Annotated in this window: 11 protein-coding genes; all 11 read left to right on the top strand. The window is 63.7% G+C overall.

What is annotated here, in order from left to right:
• Positions 1-61 precede the first annotated feature (61 nt).
• The 11 genes from FHW96_RS22550 (at position 62) to FHW96_RS22500 (ending at position 16,454) form a co-directional block, all read left to right on the top strand.
• Positions 62-1,714 (top strand): family 43 glycosylhydrolase, encoded by a 1,653-nt coding sequence (locus FHW96_RS22550; protein ID WP_172342822.1) that lies wholly within the window; start codon positions 62-64, stop codon positions 1,712-1,714.
• A 131-nt stretch (positions 1,715-1,845) separates the two neighbouring features.
• On the top strand, positions 1,846-4,071 hold the full coding sequence (locus tag FHW96_RS22545) for a PQQ-binding-like beta-propeller repeat protein (protein WP_172342821.1): 2,226 nt from the start codon (positions 1,846-1,848) through the stop codon (positions 4,069-4,071).
• 23 nt (positions 4,072-4,094) lie between these two features.
• Entirely contained in the window at positions 4,095-5,006 is a 912-nt protein-coding gene (locus FHW96_RS22540) for a ThuA domain-containing protein (RefSeq protein ID WP_172342820.1), read from the top strand.
• Between the two features lie 184 nt (positions 5,007-5,190).
• The gene (locus FHW96_RS22535; RefSeq protein WP_172342819.1) at positions 5,191-7,962 is read left to right on the top strand and encodes a TonB-dependent receptor domain-containing protein; all 2,772 of its coding nucleotides are present in this window, start codon (positions 5,191-5,193) and stop codon (positions 7,960-7,962) included.
• Between the two features lie 154 nt (positions 7,963-8,116).
• Positions 8,117-9,061: a helix-turn-helix domain-containing protein gene (locus FHW96_RS22530; RefSeq protein ID WP_172342818.1), complete on the top strand. Its 945-nt coding sequence runs from the start codon at positions 8,117-8,119 to the stop codon at positions 9,059-9,061.
• 91 nt (positions 9,062-9,152) lie between these two features.
• Positions 9,153-9,839: a hypothetical protein gene (locus FHW96_RS22525; protein WP_172342817.1), complete on the top strand. Its 687-nt coding sequence runs from the start codon at positions 9,153-9,155 to the stop codon at positions 9,837-9,839.
• Positions 9,840-9,847: 8 nt separating this feature from the next.
• Complete coding sequence (locus FHW96_RS22520; protein ID WP_216651014.1) at positions 9,848-11,119, top strand: MFS transporter; 1,272 nt, start codon at positions 9,848-9,850, stop codon at positions 11,117-11,119.
• 94 nt (positions 11,120-11,213) lie between these two features.
• Positions 11,214-11,879: a response regulator transcription factor gene (locus tag FHW96_RS22515; RefSeq protein WP_172342815.1), complete on the top strand. Its 666-nt coding sequence runs from the start codon at positions 11,214-11,216 to the stop codon at positions 11,877-11,879.
• Complete coding sequence (locus FHW96_RS26820; protein WP_172342814.1) at positions 11,876-13,192, top strand: HAMP domain-containing sensor histidine kinase; 1,317 nt, start codon at positions 11,876-11,878, stop codon at positions 13,190-13,192. Before FHW96_RS22515 ends, FHW96_RS26820 begins: the two co-directional genes overlap by 4 nt.
• A gap of 132 nt (positions 13,193-13,324) precedes the next feature.
• Positions 13,325-14,062 (top strand): hypothetical protein, encoded by a 738-nt coding sequence (locus FHW96_RS22505; protein WP_172342813.1) that lies wholly within the window; start codon positions 13,325-13,327, stop codon positions 14,060-14,062.
• 31 nt (positions 14,063-14,093) lie between these two features.
• A complete protein-coding gene (locus FHW96_RS22500; RefSeq protein ID WP_172342812.1) occupies positions 14,094-16,454 on the top strand; it encodes a TonB-dependent receptor in 2,361 nt (786 codons plus the stop codon).
• Positions 16,455-16,495: the final 41 nt, after the last annotated feature.

Genomic DNA, 16,495 nt, shown 5'->3' with positions numbered 1-16,495 from the left:
CCTTGCTACCGCTACCATAGTTTAATAGAACTATGGTTCTAAAATAGACCGAGGGGATGACATGGTTACGCGACGTTCTGCATTGGAAAGCCTTGCCGCCGGCCCGCTTGGGGTCGCCATGGGGGCCGCGCTGCCCGCCGTTCCCGTGCTGGCCGCCCCGTCGATGACCAAACTGCGCCCCGCCACCCGCGCCACCGGCCCCGAGGGCGAACGCCGCGCCGATCTGGGCAATGGCTGGTATCGCAATCCGATCATGCCGGGCGATTATGCCGATCCCGCGATCCTCAAGGACGGCGAGGATTATTACATGACCCATTCCAGCTTTGACGCGGCCCCCGGCCTCATCATCTGGCATTCGCGCGATCTGGTGAACTGGCGCCCGGTCGGTCCCGCGCTGGAAAAGCCGCTGGGCACGGTCTTTGCCGTGGACATCGCCAAGCATAATGGCCGCTACTATATCTACATCCCCTTCATGAAGGCCCCGTGGGCCAAGGATCTGCACAGTTTCGCCAATATCTATGTCATTCATGCCGACAGCATGGCCGGGCCGTGGAGCGATCCGGTTGATCTGAAAATCTATGGCCTGATCGATCCGGGCCATGTGGTGGGCGAGGATGGCAAGCGTTACCTTTACCTTTCGGGGGTGAACCGGGTGGCGCTGGCTGACGATGGCCTGTCCACCATCGGCCCGGTCGAGCCGGCCTATGATGGCTGGCATTACCCCGATGAATGGGTGACCGAGGGCTATTCGCTGGAGGGGCCGAAATTGTTTCGGCGGGGCGAATGGTTCTATCTGGTCTCGGCGGTGGGCGGCACGGCGGGCCCGGCCACCAGCCATATGGTCATCATCGCCCGCTCGAAATCGGCCAAGGGGCCTTGGGTCAATTGCCCGCATAACCCCATTGTCCGCACGCATAGCGACAAGGAGGCATGGTGGTCGCGCGGTCATGCCACGATGATAGAGGGGCCAAAAGGCGCATGGTACATGGTCTATCACGGCTATGAGAAGGACTACCGCTCGCTGGGCCGTCAGACCTTGCTGGAGCCTTTGGCATGGGACGCCGATGGCTGGCCGCGCGCGTTGGGAGGCGATCTGTCGCTGGCCATGCCGATGCCGACGGGCCGGGCGGGCGCGCATGGCGGTTTTACCCGCAGCGATGATTTCACGCGGCCTGCCTTTGGCACGCGCTGGAGCTTTTACGGCGCCGCGCCGGGGGAGCAGCGCCGGGCGAAAGTGGGCGCCAATAGTTCAGGGCAGGGCGTGTTGACGCTGGAGGCCAAGGGCACCGGCCCGGCCGATTGCTCGCCGCTGACCCAGACGGTGGGCGACCATGCCTATGAGATCAGCGTGATCGTGGATGTGGCACCCGGCGCGCAGGGCGGCCTGCTGCTGTTCTATGATGACCGGCTGTTTCTGGGCATGGGCATTGATGGGCAAAGTATGATCTCGTGGCGCGGCGGGCGCGCCAGCTATTGGCAGGAACCGGCGCCCAAGGTGAGCAAGCTGCATCTCAAAATCGTCAATGATCGCCAGATCGTCACGTTCTATTACAGCGTGGATGGCAAGAACTGGACCCGCCACGGCGTCCGCAGCGAAGTGTCGGGCTATCAGGCCAATACGGTTGATGATCTTTCATCGCTGCGCCCGGCGCTCTATGCCAGCGGCAAGGGGGCGGTGCGGTTTACGGATTATCGCTTCCGCGCCATGGGCTAGGAGGGCAACTCCGCCCTAGGCCCTCTAATTCCTCCGCAGGCAAGGATCTGGTGCAGCGCCAGCCAGCGACCGCTGGCGCTTTGCCCTCTAATCCCCATAGACGCAAAAGAAGCGTGATGCGGGAGAAGAGAATGAAACGGAGCCTGTTTGGCGCGATGGTCAGCGTGTTGGCCATTACCGCGGCCAATGCTCTTGCTCAAACGGGCGAGGACTGGATCGCGCGCCTGCCGCAGGGGCCGGGCCGCGCCGAATTTGCCGCCAATTGCAGCAAATGCCACGCCATCGGCACCGTGACCGCCAAGCCGAAATCGGCTGCTGATTGGGACGAAACGCTGGCCAAGATGAAGAAGCAGGGGCTGATCATCACCCCTGCGGACGAGACGGCGGTGCGCTCCTATCTGCTGGCCCATTATCAGGCCAAGGAGGGCGGCATGGGCGCCCCTATGCCCGTGGCGACTGGCGAGGCCAAAGTGCTTTATCCCCGGCCCACCGGGGCCAACCAATGGCCTGCCTATGGCGGCGGCGGGGACAATGGCAATTTCTCGGCTCTTGCCCAGATCAACACGAAGAATGTGGGCAAGCTGCAACCGGCATGGACCTTCCGCTATGGCACCGGCCCCAGCAAGGCGGGCGATCAGGGGCTGGATTCGCGGTTCGAGGTGACGCCGCTGCTGATCGGCGGGGTGATGTATATTTCGACGCCCGCCACGCCCTTGAAGCCCGACCTCAAGGCCAGCATCACCGCCATCCGCCCCGAAACCGGCGAGGTGATCTGGAAATATGAAAGCCCCAAGGGCATCCACGGGCGCGGCATCGCCTATTGGCCCGGCGACGCCAAGACCGCCCCGCGCCTGATCTTCGGCACCGATGAGGGCTATCTGATGGCGGTGGACGTCACCACCGGTCAGAGCGCGAAGGGCTTTGGCCGGAGCGGGGTGATCGACGCCTATATTGGTGTCGCCTCGGAAATCGTGGGCGAATCGCGCCGGTCCACCTTCACCATTCCCAATCCCGTCACGATCTGGCGCGACCTCATCATCACCGGCGCGCGTCCGGGCGAGGGCGGCCCGCCCCAGCCGCGCGGCGACATCCGCGCCTTTGACGCGCGCACCGGGCGTCAGGTCTGGGCGTTCCATGTCATCCCCGAACCGGGCGAGGCCAATCACGAGACTTGGGTTGGGGATGAATGGCGCGACACATCGGGGGCCAATGTATGGTCCACCATGGCGATCGACGAGGAGCGCGGCATTCTTTACGCGCCCACAGGCGATGCCAATTCGGGCGCGAAGGGGCCTCAGCTTTATTCCGACACGCTGCTGGCGCTGGACGCGGCCACGGGCAAGCTGCTGTGGCATCACCAATTGACCCATCACGACATCTGGGACTGGGATTCGCCCACGCCGCCGCTGCTGGCCGATGTGATGCAGGGGGGCAAGAAGGTGCCCGCCGTGATGCTGACGGGCAAGCATGGGCTGTTCTACATGTTCGACCGGGTGACGGGCGAGCCGCTCAACGGCTTTACCGAAAAACCTACGCCCCGCGCGGATGAGCCGACCGATGAAGTCTGGCCGACCCAGCCTTTCCCCGATGCGCCCGGCCCGATTGCGCGGATCACGATGAAGCGTGAGGAGATCCCCGACCTGCTCCCCGGCATGAAGGCCGCCTGCACCGATTTCTGGGACAAGAACGGCATCGTGGTGGGCGACCTCTATGCCCCGCGCCAGAGCAGCGCGCATGCCACGCTGACCTATCCCAGCCCGGTGGGCGGGCCGAATTGGGGCGGGGGCAGCTATTCGGCGCCGCTGGGCTATTATTTCGTCAATGTGCAGAACCGTCCCGTTTATCGCCCCAAGGTTGCGGCCGGGGCCGGTGTGGCGATGATGAACCGCAATGTGCCCGCCGGCCCTCCCCCGCCACGCCCCACCGGCCCGCGCCCGCCTCAGGGTTTCACCTATACGGCCAATGGCGTGAACCTGACCTGCGGCGCAACGCCTTGGGGTGAATTGGTGGCGGTTGATGTGGCCAAACGCAGCATCGCATGGCGCGTGCCTTTGGGCATCACCGAGGCGCTGGGCAAGGCGGGGCTGAACACGGGCGCGCCCAACATTGGCGGCAATATCGTCACGGCGGGCGGGGTGGTCTTTATCGGCGCCACCAATGACCACCGTTTCCGCGCCTTCGACGCCAAAACCGGCAAGCTGCTGTGGCAGACTGTGCTGGAGGCCTCGGCCCATTCGACGCCGATCACCTATATGGGCGCGGATGGAAAGCAATATGTCGTGGTGGCCGCGGGAGGCGGCACAGCGGTGGGCGGGCCGGAAATGTCCGACACGCTGGTGGCGTATCGGTTGCCGTAAGGGGGCCAAGAAGGGAAGAATCGATGATGCGTAAGATGTTGTTGCTGGCGGGTTTGCTTCCCGCCGTGGCGCTGGCCCAAACGCCGATGCCCGCGCCTGCCCCGCCGCCGATGATGCCGCCCTCCTCGACGGTCAACGATCCTTGGCCGGGGATGAAGAAGCTGCTGATCATCGCGGACGTTCAGACCGGGTGGCATCACGATTCGATCAACCACGCGATGGGCGTGATCGAGCAGATGGGGCGCGAGCATGGCGAATGGGCCACCGTGATCCGCACCGACAGCCAGCTCATCACCAAATCCCCGATTGTCGGGCAAGGCACGCGCTATGCGGGCAAATTCGTCAACGCCCGCAATCTCGATCAATTCGACGCGGTGTTCTATCTGGGCAGCGGGGCAGGAGCGCTGAGCGATCAGCAGAAGGCCGATCTGCTGTCTTTCGTGAAGCAGGACGGCAAGGGCTTTATCGCAGGCCATGCCGCCACGGTCGCTTATTACGAATGGCCCGAATTCACCCAGATGATCGGCGCCTTCATGGAAAGCGAGTTTCGCGTCGATACGATGCAGATCATCAATGAGGACCCCGCCTTCCCCGGCGCGGGCGTTTTTCCCAAGAGCTTTGCCTATACCGATCAGTTCCCGGTGATGCGAATGCCCTTCACCAGCAAGGACGCGCATGTGATCCTGCGGCTGGACCCGGCCAAGATGACGCCGCAGCAGCGCAAGACGCGGAGCGACGATGATTTCCCGCTGGTCTGGGCCAAGTCCTATGGCAAGGGCCGCGTCTATAATCTGACCATCGGCCATCAGGAACAGGTTTGGGACGACCCCAAATTCCGCGAGATGGCGCATCAGGGCATCCGCTGGGCGCTGGGGCTGGTGGATGCGAAAGTGGACCCGCCTGCGCCGCCAGCGATTAAACCCAAAGGCAAATAATCTCCTCCTCTCACCCGCGCCCGGCTCCCCAAAGCCGGGCGTTTTGCTGTCCGCTGCCCGGTCCTTGCCTGTGCAGTCTCAGTCCAGAGATTGGGGCCTTCGCAGCTAGGGGCGGGGCGGACGGGCGGGCGTATGCCGGGATCATAATCCGGCAAAGCAACCGGACATCAACAAGGGGGACAGGATGAAGATCGGGCAATTAGGCCGCGTGGCCTTTGGCGTTTCATGCATCGCTCTGGCAACCGCCGGCGCGGCTCACGCTCAGGATATCAGCGGCAGGGGCGGCGCTGAATCCTCGGTCAAGCAGGATGCCGAAATCATCGTGACCGGCACCGCGATCAAGGGCGTGGCCCCGGTGGGGTCCGCCACGGTGACGATGGACCGCGCGAGCCTTGTGGCCGGCGGGGTGCGCGACACCGCGCAATTGATTGCCCAATTGCCGCAAGGTTCCAGCCTTGGCACCAGCCAGAATTCGACCGGCGGGCGGCAACAGGGCGTCAACCTGCGCGGCCTTGGCAACAATGCCACGCTTCTGCTGTTCGATGGCCATCGCTGGGCGCCGCAGGGGGTGATTTCGCAGATCCCCGATCCTTCGGTCATCCCCTTTGCCGCGATCGAGCGGGTGGAAGTCGTCACCGACGGCGCCTCGGCCATTTACGGGTCGGACGCGGTGGCGGGCGTGGTCAATTATGTGCTGCGCAAGGATTATGAAGGGCTGGAGATCACGGGCCGCTATAATCACACGCTCTATGACCAGCGCGCATTTGAAGGCGTGCTGGGCCACCGCTGGAGCGAGGGTGGCTTTATGCTGGGCTTCAGCTATACCGACCGCGACCCGGTGAAGCGCGCCGCGCGCGATTACCTGCGCAATGATCTGCGCAGCTTTGGCGGCAATAACAACAATCTGATCGGCACCACGGTTTTCCCCGGCACGCCGGGCGCGCTGATTATCGGCAGCACGGTCTATGGCCTGCCCGCCACCAATGGCGCGGTGCCCACCGCCGCGCAGGTCACGGCGCTGAAAGGCAATCCCACACTGGCCGATCCGGCCGACATGTATGATTACTTTTCCAGCCGCAAACAGATCAGCGTGCTGCTCAAGGCCCATCAGACCATCGGGGCCGGGGAATTGAGCGGCACGGTCAATTACAACCGCCGCGAAAATTCGGCGCGCGCGCAGGAAGCCCTGCCCAACATCTCGATCAACCTGACCCCCAGCAGCCCCTGGTACATTCCCGGCCTGACCACGGGCAATGAGACGCTGGTCTATAATCTTGGCCTCAATTACGCCAATTATGACCTTACCCAGCGCAACAAGGAAGAGACGTTCAACTCCACGCTGGAATATAAGACCCGCGTGTTCAAGAGCTTCGACTGGACGACCTATGCCTCCTATGGCTTCTCGTCCGGGTGCAACGTGTGTCAGCCGCAGGCCAACACCACCATCGCCGCCGTCATCGCCAACAATCCCAGCTATTATTCCAGCTTCAACCCCTATCAGGCGGGCCAGCAAAGCGGGGCCGACATGCTGATCGGCGGCTTCCTGCAAGAGGCCAAGTTCCGCACCGCCGATTTCGGCACCAAGATCAGCGGTGCGCTGTTCGATCTGCCCGCCGGCTCGGTCAAGGTGGCCGTGGGCGGGGAATATACCGAATATTGGTTCTGGCTCTTGGCGCAAAACAAGCTCAACCTGCAAAACGCGTGGCAGGTTTCGCGCAGCACCAAGAGCGGGCGCCATGTTTCCTCGGCCTATGGCGAGGCGTTCATTCCGGTGTTCGGTTCGGCCAACCGCATCCCCGGCTTTGACCGGCTGGATCTGAGCGCGGCGGTGCGTTGGGACAAATATTCCGATTTCGGCACCACGGCCAATCCCAAATTCGGCCTGACATGGCAGCCGACCGGCGGCGTCAAGCTGCGCGGCAGTTGGGGCACATCCTTCCGCGCGCCCACGCTGATCGAGAGCAATCCGGCCACGGTGGGCCAGACCAACCGCGTCTATATCGCCAATGGTGCCAATGATCCCGCCGTGCCCGTAACGCTGTCCAGCACGGGCCAGAGCGCGGTCTTGAACCGTACGGGCAATACGGCGGGCCTGCGGCCTGAATCGGCGACGGTCTGGTCATTGGGGCTGGATCTGACGCCTTCCTTCACGCCCAATCTGAAATTCGGCGTCACCTATTACAACGTCAATTACAAGAACCGCATCGAAAGCCTGCCCAACCAGACGGCCACCAATGCGCTGGTGCTCTCCAGCCCGGCCAACCGTGAATTGTTCAAGGATTACTTCATCGTCGCGCCCCAGCCCAGCACCTGCGTCAACGGCAATTATGCGACCTATAATCCGGCCTATCTGCCCTTCCTGAACGACAAGAACGCGGTGTTCACCCCCAGCACGATCAATGACTGCACACTGACCGGCATCGTCAATGGCGGCACACAGAACCTTGGCAATGTGAAGCAGAGCGGGCTGGACTTTACGCTCAACTATCGTCTGGAGACCAAGGCGGGCGTGTTTGCCTTTGACGGCAGCTTTACCAAGATCCTGAACCTCCAAAAGAGCCTGACGCCGACGGGGGCGCTGTTCAACGCGCTCGATACGTTTGGTTTTCAGGTGTCCTCGCGCGGGCGGGCATCGGTGTCCTGGCGCAAGGACGGGTTTAACGCCAATGTCGCAGCCACCTATGTCGGGGCCTATCTCAACAATGCCACGATCACCGTGGCGGGCGTGAAATTGCCCGATACGCCGATCCCGGCATGGACCACCTTTGACGGCAATCTGGGCTATGAATTTGGCGAAGGTCATCGCTGGCTGAGCGGCACGCGATTGGCGCTGGGGGTGCAGAACCTGACCGACAAGGCCCCGCCCATCGTGCTGTCGGGCACCAATGCGGTCGACACCAACAATCACAATGTCTGGGGCCGGATCTGGACCTTTGAAATCAGCCACAAGTTCTGAGTCCGGCAATAATCCACCCTTGGCCCCGGCAGCATGTCTGTCGGGGTCATTTTGTGTACCAATGTGAACATATATTGTCAGAAGATCCGGCCTGCGTTAGGCTCGGTCGTAGAGGATAGAGGCAAAAATGCCGGAAAATTGCGGGAGAAATGCCATGCGTTCATGGTCCACCGACACCCATGCCGAAGTGAACCATCTGGTTTACTGGCGCGAGGCGATCTGTGAGGCGATCTTTGAGCTGGACTTTACCAGCAAGGACGAGGGCGTGGCCGCCAGCATGCAGCAGCATGATCTTGGCCCGCTCAAACTCAGCACAATTTCCATCGGCAGCGCCCATAGCGTGGTGCGTTCGCAAGGGGCGGCGGCGCGTGAACGCCAGCCCCATCTCAACCTCAACTGGATACGCAGCGGTGCGTGGCAGGTCGATCATTATGGCCGCCGGGTCGATCTGGGGCCGGGCGACATGGTGCTGCTCGACAATCGCCAGCCCTACAGCGTGACGGCCGAGCATGGGTCCGAGCATATCGTCGCGCGCCTACCGATCGAATGGGTGCGCTGCTGGCTGCCCTCGCCAGAGGCGGCGGTGGCGCGGCCGGTGCGGGCGGGCGATCCGTGGCACGGCGTGCTGGAGGCGACCTTGACCGAGGCGATCCGCGATGAACGCGGCGATGAGGCATGGCGCAGGCTCTGCACGCAACAGATCGGCGGGGCGCTGGCGCTGATGCTGGGGGCCAATGAAAGCCGCCTGTCGAACCACACGCGCCAGCTTTATCGCCGCATCCGCACCGCGATCCAGAACCGCTTTTTTGAACATGAACTCGACGCCGCCTGTGTTGCGGCCGAGGTGGCGATCTCGCCGCGATATCTGCACAAGATTCTGGCGCAGGAGGGCACGACCTATGTGCAGGAACTCTTCGCCGTGCGCCTGCAACACGCCTGCGCCTTGCTGAAGGACCCGCGCTTTGCCGAATTGTCAGTGTCGGAAATCGGGTGGCGTTCGGGCTTTTGCGACCCCAGCCATTTTTCCCGCCGTTTCAAGGCCCATGTCGGCCAGACGCCCGGCCAATGGCGTCTCGGCCTCGAACAGCCTTTGCACTGACAGCCAAGCATTTGTTCGCCCCCAAACAGCGTCGAGGAGCCGCCTTGCTGATAGAGCGGAAAACAACAAGGCAAGCATAACGGGGGAGACTATGGCGCTTAAAGGTCGCGCATTCATCATCATGTGGCATGACATCGCGGCGCAGGGCGATGATGATTACCACCAGTGGCACACGCACCAGCATATGCCCGAGCGGTTGGACCACGCCGGGTTTCGCCGGTCGCGCCGGGGGGTGAACCGGGGGCTGGAGCGCCAGACCTATTTCACCCTGTATGAAGGCGCCGATCTGGCCGGTTTCGTGGCCGAGGATTATGCCCATAGCCTGAATTTCCCGACGCCGTGGACCCAGTCCATCGCGCCCCATTTCCGCAATTTCCTGCGCATGGCGTGCGAAGTGCTTGAAACCGGCGGGCGCGGGGTGGGCGGCGCGCTGGTTTCGCTGCGCCTGCGCCTGCCCGCCGGGATGGAAGAGGGCGAGGGGCATCGCGCGCTGGCCCCCGCGCTGGCCGTGATCGAGGCCATGCCGCAGGTGACCTCGGTGCATCTGGCCGCCGCCCGGCCCGATTATTCCGAAATCCGCACCTCCGAAACCGAATTGCGCCCGCCGATGAGCGAGCCGCTCTTCGATCTGGTGATCGTGGCCGAATGCATGGGATTGGCCGAGGCGAGCGCGGCGCAGGGCGCGATGGTCGCTGCCGTCGAGCAGGCCGGTTTTGCCGAGCCTTTGGCGCAGGCCTATGACGTGGCCTACACGCTGGAAAAGCGGGACGCGCAATGAAGGCGCAGGTGACGAAACCCACCCGCAAGCGCCATGCCATGCTGGCGCTGGTCGCGCTGGCCACCGCGCTCAATTATCTCGACCGCACGCTGATGGGCGTGGCCGCCCCCGCGATGAGCCGCGAGCTGGGCCTTGGGCCGGAAATGATGGGGCTGGTTTTTGCCGCCTTTTCGTGGAGCTATGCGCTGGCGCAGGTGCCGGGGGGCATTTTCCTTGATCGCTTTGGTACGCGGCTGACCTATGCGCTCTCGCTCTCTGTCTGGTCGGCCTGCACGGTGATGCAGGGCATGGTGCGCGGCGGATGGGCGCTGATCGCGGTACGGCTGGGGTTGGGCGCGGCCGAAGCACCGTGCTTTCCCGCCAACAGCCGCGTGTTGATCGCATGGTTTCCGCGCGCAGAGCGGGCGCGGGCCAATTCGATCTATTCGGTGGGCATGTATTTCGGCATCGCCTTTTGCAGCCCGGTGCTGTTCTGGATGGCCGGCCATTGGGGCTGGCGCGCCTTGTTCTGGATCGTGGGCGGGATCGGGATCGGTTATGGTCTGGTGTGGCACCGGCTCTATCGCGATCCGGCGGACCACGCGGGGGTCAACGAGGCCGAACTCGCCCTCATCCGCGCCGATGGCGGCGTGACGCAGGCCGAGGCCCCGCGCCCCTTCCGCTGGAGCGATGTCGCCTATCTCCTGCGTCAGCGCAGCATCATCGGCGCCTCGATCGGCCAATTCGCCACCAATTCCACGCTGGTCTTTTTCCTCACCTGGTTTCCCACCTATCTGGCCAGCGAGCGGCATATGGATTGGCTGAAAGCGGGTGTTTACGCGATGGTGCCGTTTATGGCGGCCTCGCTGGGCGTGCTGGCGGGGGGGCAGGCTTCGGACCGGCTGCTGCGTTCCGGCGTCTCGCTGGCGGCGGCACGCAAGGCTCCGGTGATTACCGGTCTCATGCTCTCCACCCTCATCATTCTGGCGATCTGGCTGGAAAGCGATGCCGCCGTCATCGCGGTGATGAGCATCGCCTTCTTCGGTCAGGGCATGTCCAATCTGGGCTGGACGCTGGTGTCGGAAATCGCACCCACGCGATTGGCGGGTCTCACGGGGGGATTGTTCAACCTTTGCACCAATCTGGCCGGGATCGTCACGCCGATCATCATCGGCATGACGGTGGGGCGGACGGGATCGTTCTTCATCGGCCTGATCTTTATCGGGGCGATGGCCTGCCTTGGCGCGGCCTCCTATGCCTTTGTGGTCAACCGGGTGGAGCGCCTGCCCAATCCGGCCTGAACCTCTTTCCATCGGGGCTGGACAGTTTTTGAATAGGGCGCGCGCGTGAATTTCCCCTAAGACCCGTGGCGGGATCATAAGCAGGGAGAAACCCATGCGCGTGCTGGTGGGCGAGGATGACGGGCAATTGGCGCATGAACTGGCCCATGTGCTGCGCGCCGATAATTTCGTGGTCGATGTGGCCGATAATGGCGTGGACATCGGCCATCTGGGCAGCACCGAGCATTATGATGCGGTGGTGCTCGACCTTGGCCTGCCGGGCGAGGACGGGCTGAGCGTATTGGAAAAGTGGCGCGCGGACGCCTGCGCGGTGCCGGTGCTGGTGCTGACCGCGCGCTCGACATGGTCGGACAAGGCGGCCGGGTTTCAGGCCGGGGCCGATGATTATCTGACCAAGCCTTTCCTGCCCGAGGAAGTGGTGACGCGGCTGCGCGCGCTGATCCGCCGGTCGCAGGGCCATGCCTCCTCGCGCATCCGCTGCGGCGCGCTGGTCTATGACACGCACAGCGGGGCCTTCACCTTTCACGGCGAGCAATGCCGCCTGACCGCCTTTGAGGCGCGGGTGCTTTCCTCGCTGATCCTGCGCAAAAATCTGGTGGTGCCGCGCATGGAATTGGCCGAGCATGTCTATGAATTCGATGCCGAGGTGAATTTCCAGTCGCTTGAGGTCATCATCGGGCGCATCCGGCGCAAGATCGGCAATGAGATGATCGAAACCGTGCGCGGGCTGGGCTATCGGCTGGTGGGCGCCGATCAGTGAAATCCAGCCTGCCGCTGCGTGCGCGTTTCATCATTGCCGCGGGCGTGATGATCGTGGCGGTGATCGCGCTGACGCTGCTGGTCAACCGGGCGATCCTGTCGAACACGGTGACGCAGAATCTGGACGTGCGCATCGATACGCAGATCGACCTGCTGCAAAATGCGATCCGGCCCGATGGGCGGGTCGAAAACGCCAATCTGCGCCTGCTGCCGCATTTCCAGAACGCGCCCTTGCAATGGGGGTGGCGGGTGGAATCGGACGGGGCGCTTCAGGCCTATGGTGCGGCGCTTGATCCGGCGGGGGTGACTTGGAAATCTGGTGATGGCGCGGCGATCCACACCGGCATCGGCCGTTCGCGCGCCGGGGTGGAGATGCATGTGCGGCGCAAGGATGTGGTGCTGCACAATCACCTCTATCGCATCACCGTTTTCGCGCCCCGGCAATTGGTGGTCGAGGCGATGGACGCCGCGATCACCCCGACCCAGGTGGCGCTGGCGCTGATGAGCGTGGCGCTGCTGGTGGTGGCCTATCTGCAATTGTTCTACAGCCTTCAGCCGGTGTTCCGCCTGCGCGATGCGGTGGGGCTGGTGCGCGAGGGGCGCCTGCGCCGCCTGCCGGGGGGGCAGCCGCGCGAACTGGCGCCCTTTGCGGCGGAATTGAACGCCTTGCTGGATCAGAACGAGGCGGGGCTGGAACATGCGCGCCACCATGTCGGCAATCTGGCCCATGGGCTGAAAACGCCTTTGGCCACGCTGACGCTGAAACTGGCGCGCGAGGGGGCGAGCGCGGAGAGCCGCGCGCTGGTGGCCGAAATGGCGCGGCGGATCGACCATCACTTGAACCGCGCAAGGGCGGCGGCCCGCTCAACCGGTGATCGCGCCGGCGCCGATCTGGGCGCGGTGGCGGGCGTGCTGGGTGATGCGCTGCACCATCTGCATGAGGGCAAGGCGATTGCCGTGGAGGAAAGCGCGGCGCAAATGCTGGCGGTGGACCCGGAGGATCTGGACGAGATGCTGGGCAATCTGCTCGACAATGCCTGCCGCTTTGCCCGCGCCCATGTGCGGCTTAGCGCGCAGGCGCAGGGCGCGATGGTGGCGGTGATGGTCGAGGATGACGGGCCGGGCATCCCGCCCGATGCCATCGCGCAGGCCCTGACGCTGGGGACGCGGCTGGATGAGAGCGGGCAGGGCTATGGGCTGGGTCTGGGCATCGTAGGCGAACTGGCGCAGCTCTATGGCGGGCATCTGGGGCTGGAGCCTGCGGGGGCGATGGGCGGATTGCGGGCGATATTGACTCTGCCGCGCCGGATATAATCGCGCTTTTCCAACGGTTTTCCGTAAAATTTCGCGCTCCGCTCCGCCATTTGGGTTCGGTTTGGTCCCTTACGCTAATCCCCTTTTCACCAACCGGCCGCGCATCGCGCAGGCACGTGAAAAGGGAGAGATATGGGATTTCGCGCAAGTCTGGCGGCCGCCTTGCTGGCAAGCTGCGTTGGGGCCGCGCCGGTCATGGCCGCCGACGCCAATGTGCCCGTACCCTTCGAGCCGATGAATCCGGGCGGCCATATCGACCATCTGGGCGAGGCGCGCCGTCTGGCCGCCGCGATTGTCGCCGCCGATGGGGCAAGCCCCAAATCGGTGGTCGATGTCGGATCGTTCACCGGTGAATTTCTCGAAGCCTTCATGGCGCAATTCCCGGCGGCCCATGGCCAGTGGACCGAGCCGGTCGACAATAACCAGATCAACGCCCAGCACCGCTTTGCCCGCTATGGTGACCGGTTGTCCTATCGCATCGGCTGCGCCTCGCGCGATCTTTCGCTGGGCTGTGTGGCCGATGGGGTCGATGTGCTGCTGTCCTCGTGGCTGACCATTCATCAGAATCTGGATGGCATCAAAGCCTTTCACCGCCGCGCCTATGCGATGCTGCCCCATGGCGGCTGGATCGCGGTGATCGACCACACCCGCGCCGATCCGCGCTGGGCCGACCGGCTGGGCAAGGCGCGCGAGACGATGATCACGCTGGACCTTGCCGCCAAACAGGAAGGGCCGCCGGTCCACCACCCCGATTTCATCACGCCCAGCCTGGAAGAACAGATAGCCGCCATGCGCGAGGCCGGTTTCGGCTCGGTGCGCGTGGTGTGGAGCCGATTGGACACCGTGCTGATGATGGCGCGCAAAGACTGATTTTACAGAATAAACAAGGAAGGGGAGAGACATGAATTCCACCATTCGAAGGACGCTGAAGGCAAGCGCCGCGCTGGCGGTGCTGGCGCTGGCCGCGCCCGCTATGGCGGCTGAACAGAACACTGGCGATCAGAACGCCGGCGAGATCATCGTCACCGCCCAGAAAACCGCCAGCGTGGCCTCCAAAGTGCCGATCGCGCTCAGCGTCTTTTCGGGCGAGCAGTTGAAGGAAAAGGGCGTCACCAATGTGTCCAACCTGTCGGCGGTGACGCCGGGGCTGGAAATCGGTTCGGCCGCGCATGGCGTGTCGATCTCGGTGCGCGGCGTGACCACCACCGACATCACATCCAAGGGCGAACAGGATATCGTCTTCAGCACCGACGGCATCCCGGTGGGGCGCCCGCAATTGATGGGGTTGGCCTTCTTCGATCTGGACCGGGTCGAGGTGCTGCGCGGGCCGCAGGGCACGCTCTATGGCAAAAGCGCGACGGGCGGCGCGATCAATGTGATCACCGCCAAGCCCACGCATGATTTCGCCGCCGCGGCTTCGGCGGAGCTGGGCAATTATAACACGCGCCGGTTTGACGCGATGGTCAACCTGCCCGTCACCGACACATTCGCCCTGCGCGCCGCGGTCACCTCGAACAGCCGCGAAGGGTTTATCCAGCCGGTGCTGGGCGCGAACACTTTTGCCGGTTCGATGCGTCAGGCGCCGCTGGGCGCGGAGAACAACTGGGCTGCGCGCATCACCGGCAAGTATGATTTCGGCAACAATGGTTCGCTGGTGCTGACCGGCACGTTCGGCCATGTGGGCGGGGCCGACAGCAGCGGCACGGTGATCTATTCGCGCGTGACGCAGGCCTCGGGCGCCGACCGGTTCAAGGTCTATTACAACCCCTTTGCCGGGGCGCAGGGCGCCAATGACAATTTCGCGGGCGTGAATGCGGAACTGGGCTTTGATCTTGGCCCGGTGCGCGTGACCTATGACGGCGCGCATATGTGGTGGCATGGCGAGGATAACACCGATCCTTCGGTCAATGGCTCGGCGGATTCGGGGGCCTATAGGTGGACGCAATATTCCTCGCATCTGACCACGGACAGCCATGAATTGCGCCTCTCGAATGCGGCGCCGGGGCGGCTGGACTATGTGCTGGGCGCCAATTATTTCCACGAATATAACAATGAAAGTGACCTCAACTGGCAAACGCAGGCCAGCGGGACCTGTGTGGCCCAGCCCACCACGACCGGCTGCAACGCCCCCAATCCGCATATCGTCGGCCCCAATATCCACACCTCCAAGGGCGTGTTCGGCCAGATCAACTATCATGTGAATGACAAGTTGAAGCTGACCTTTGGCGGGCGTTATTCCAAGGATGACATGGCGCGCTATGCGCTGCTCTCGGCCGGGCCTGCGCCTGCCGGTGGCTGGCTGACGGCGACGGGCGCCCCTTGCGCCCCGCCCGCGCCCTGCGTCAGCGCCGCCCAGTCGCAGCCCGACACCGGCGTCAATTCAACCAGCGCCTTCACATGGCGCGTGGGGGCCGACTATCAGATCACCCCGCGCATGATGGCCTATGCCTCGGTGGCCACCGGATATAAGGGCGGCGGTTTCAACGATATCGACCCCACCGCCACCACCAAGACCACCGGCACCTATGGCGCCGAGCGCGTCACCGCCTATGAGGCTGGTTTCAAGGGGCGGATCACCCCCACGCTCAGCTATAATACCAGCGCCTATTACTACGATTATTCGAAATATCAGCTGACCGGCGCAACCTTCCTGGCGCTGACCAGCATCGGGGCGGTGGGCGTGGTGATCTACACCTCGCTGGCGCCCGCCACGATGTATGGCTGGGAAAACGAGCTGACCTGGAAGCCGAGCGCGAATGACACGTTCAACCTCTCGCTCAGCCTGGAAAAGGCCAAGTTCAACAATGGGCCGGACGCCGCCCGCGTGGGCTTTGTGTTTTCCAATCAGGTCAACTGGGGCGGGCGTTCGCTCGACCGCGTGCCGGGCGTTTCGGGCACGGTGGCCTATGACCACAAGTTCCAGTTGGCCGATGGCGGCTTCATCAAGGCGGGCTTCAACACCAAGTTTTCCGACGGCTACTGGCTGAGCGATCTGGGCGGCACGGGCAATCCGTTTACCGGCGCCTATACCGCTTTGCCCCAGCAATATCGCCAGCGCGCCTATACGCGCACCGATCTGACGCTGGGCTATACCGCCAATGGCGGCAAGTTCTCGCTCGATGCCTATGTGCGCAATCTGGAAAACAAGGTGCAGCTGCAAAGCGCGCCCACCACGCCGCAGCCGGGCTGGGGCGCCGATGGCCAGTGGGTTCGCGTGAACCTGCCGCGCACCTTTGGCATGCGGGCCACGGTCCGGTTCTGACCCTTGCCTCCTCGGCCGCCCCGTATTGAACGGGGCGGCCC

Source organism: Novosphingobium sp. SG751A, from assembly GCF_013149295.1.
In the GTDB taxonomy this organism is placed as follows: Bacteria; Pseudomonadota; Alphaproteobacteria; order Sphingomonadales; family Sphingomonadaceae; genus Novosphingobium.
Note: the sequence above shows the minus strand (reverse complement) of the source record. Positions and strands in the feature narration are given on the sequence as shown.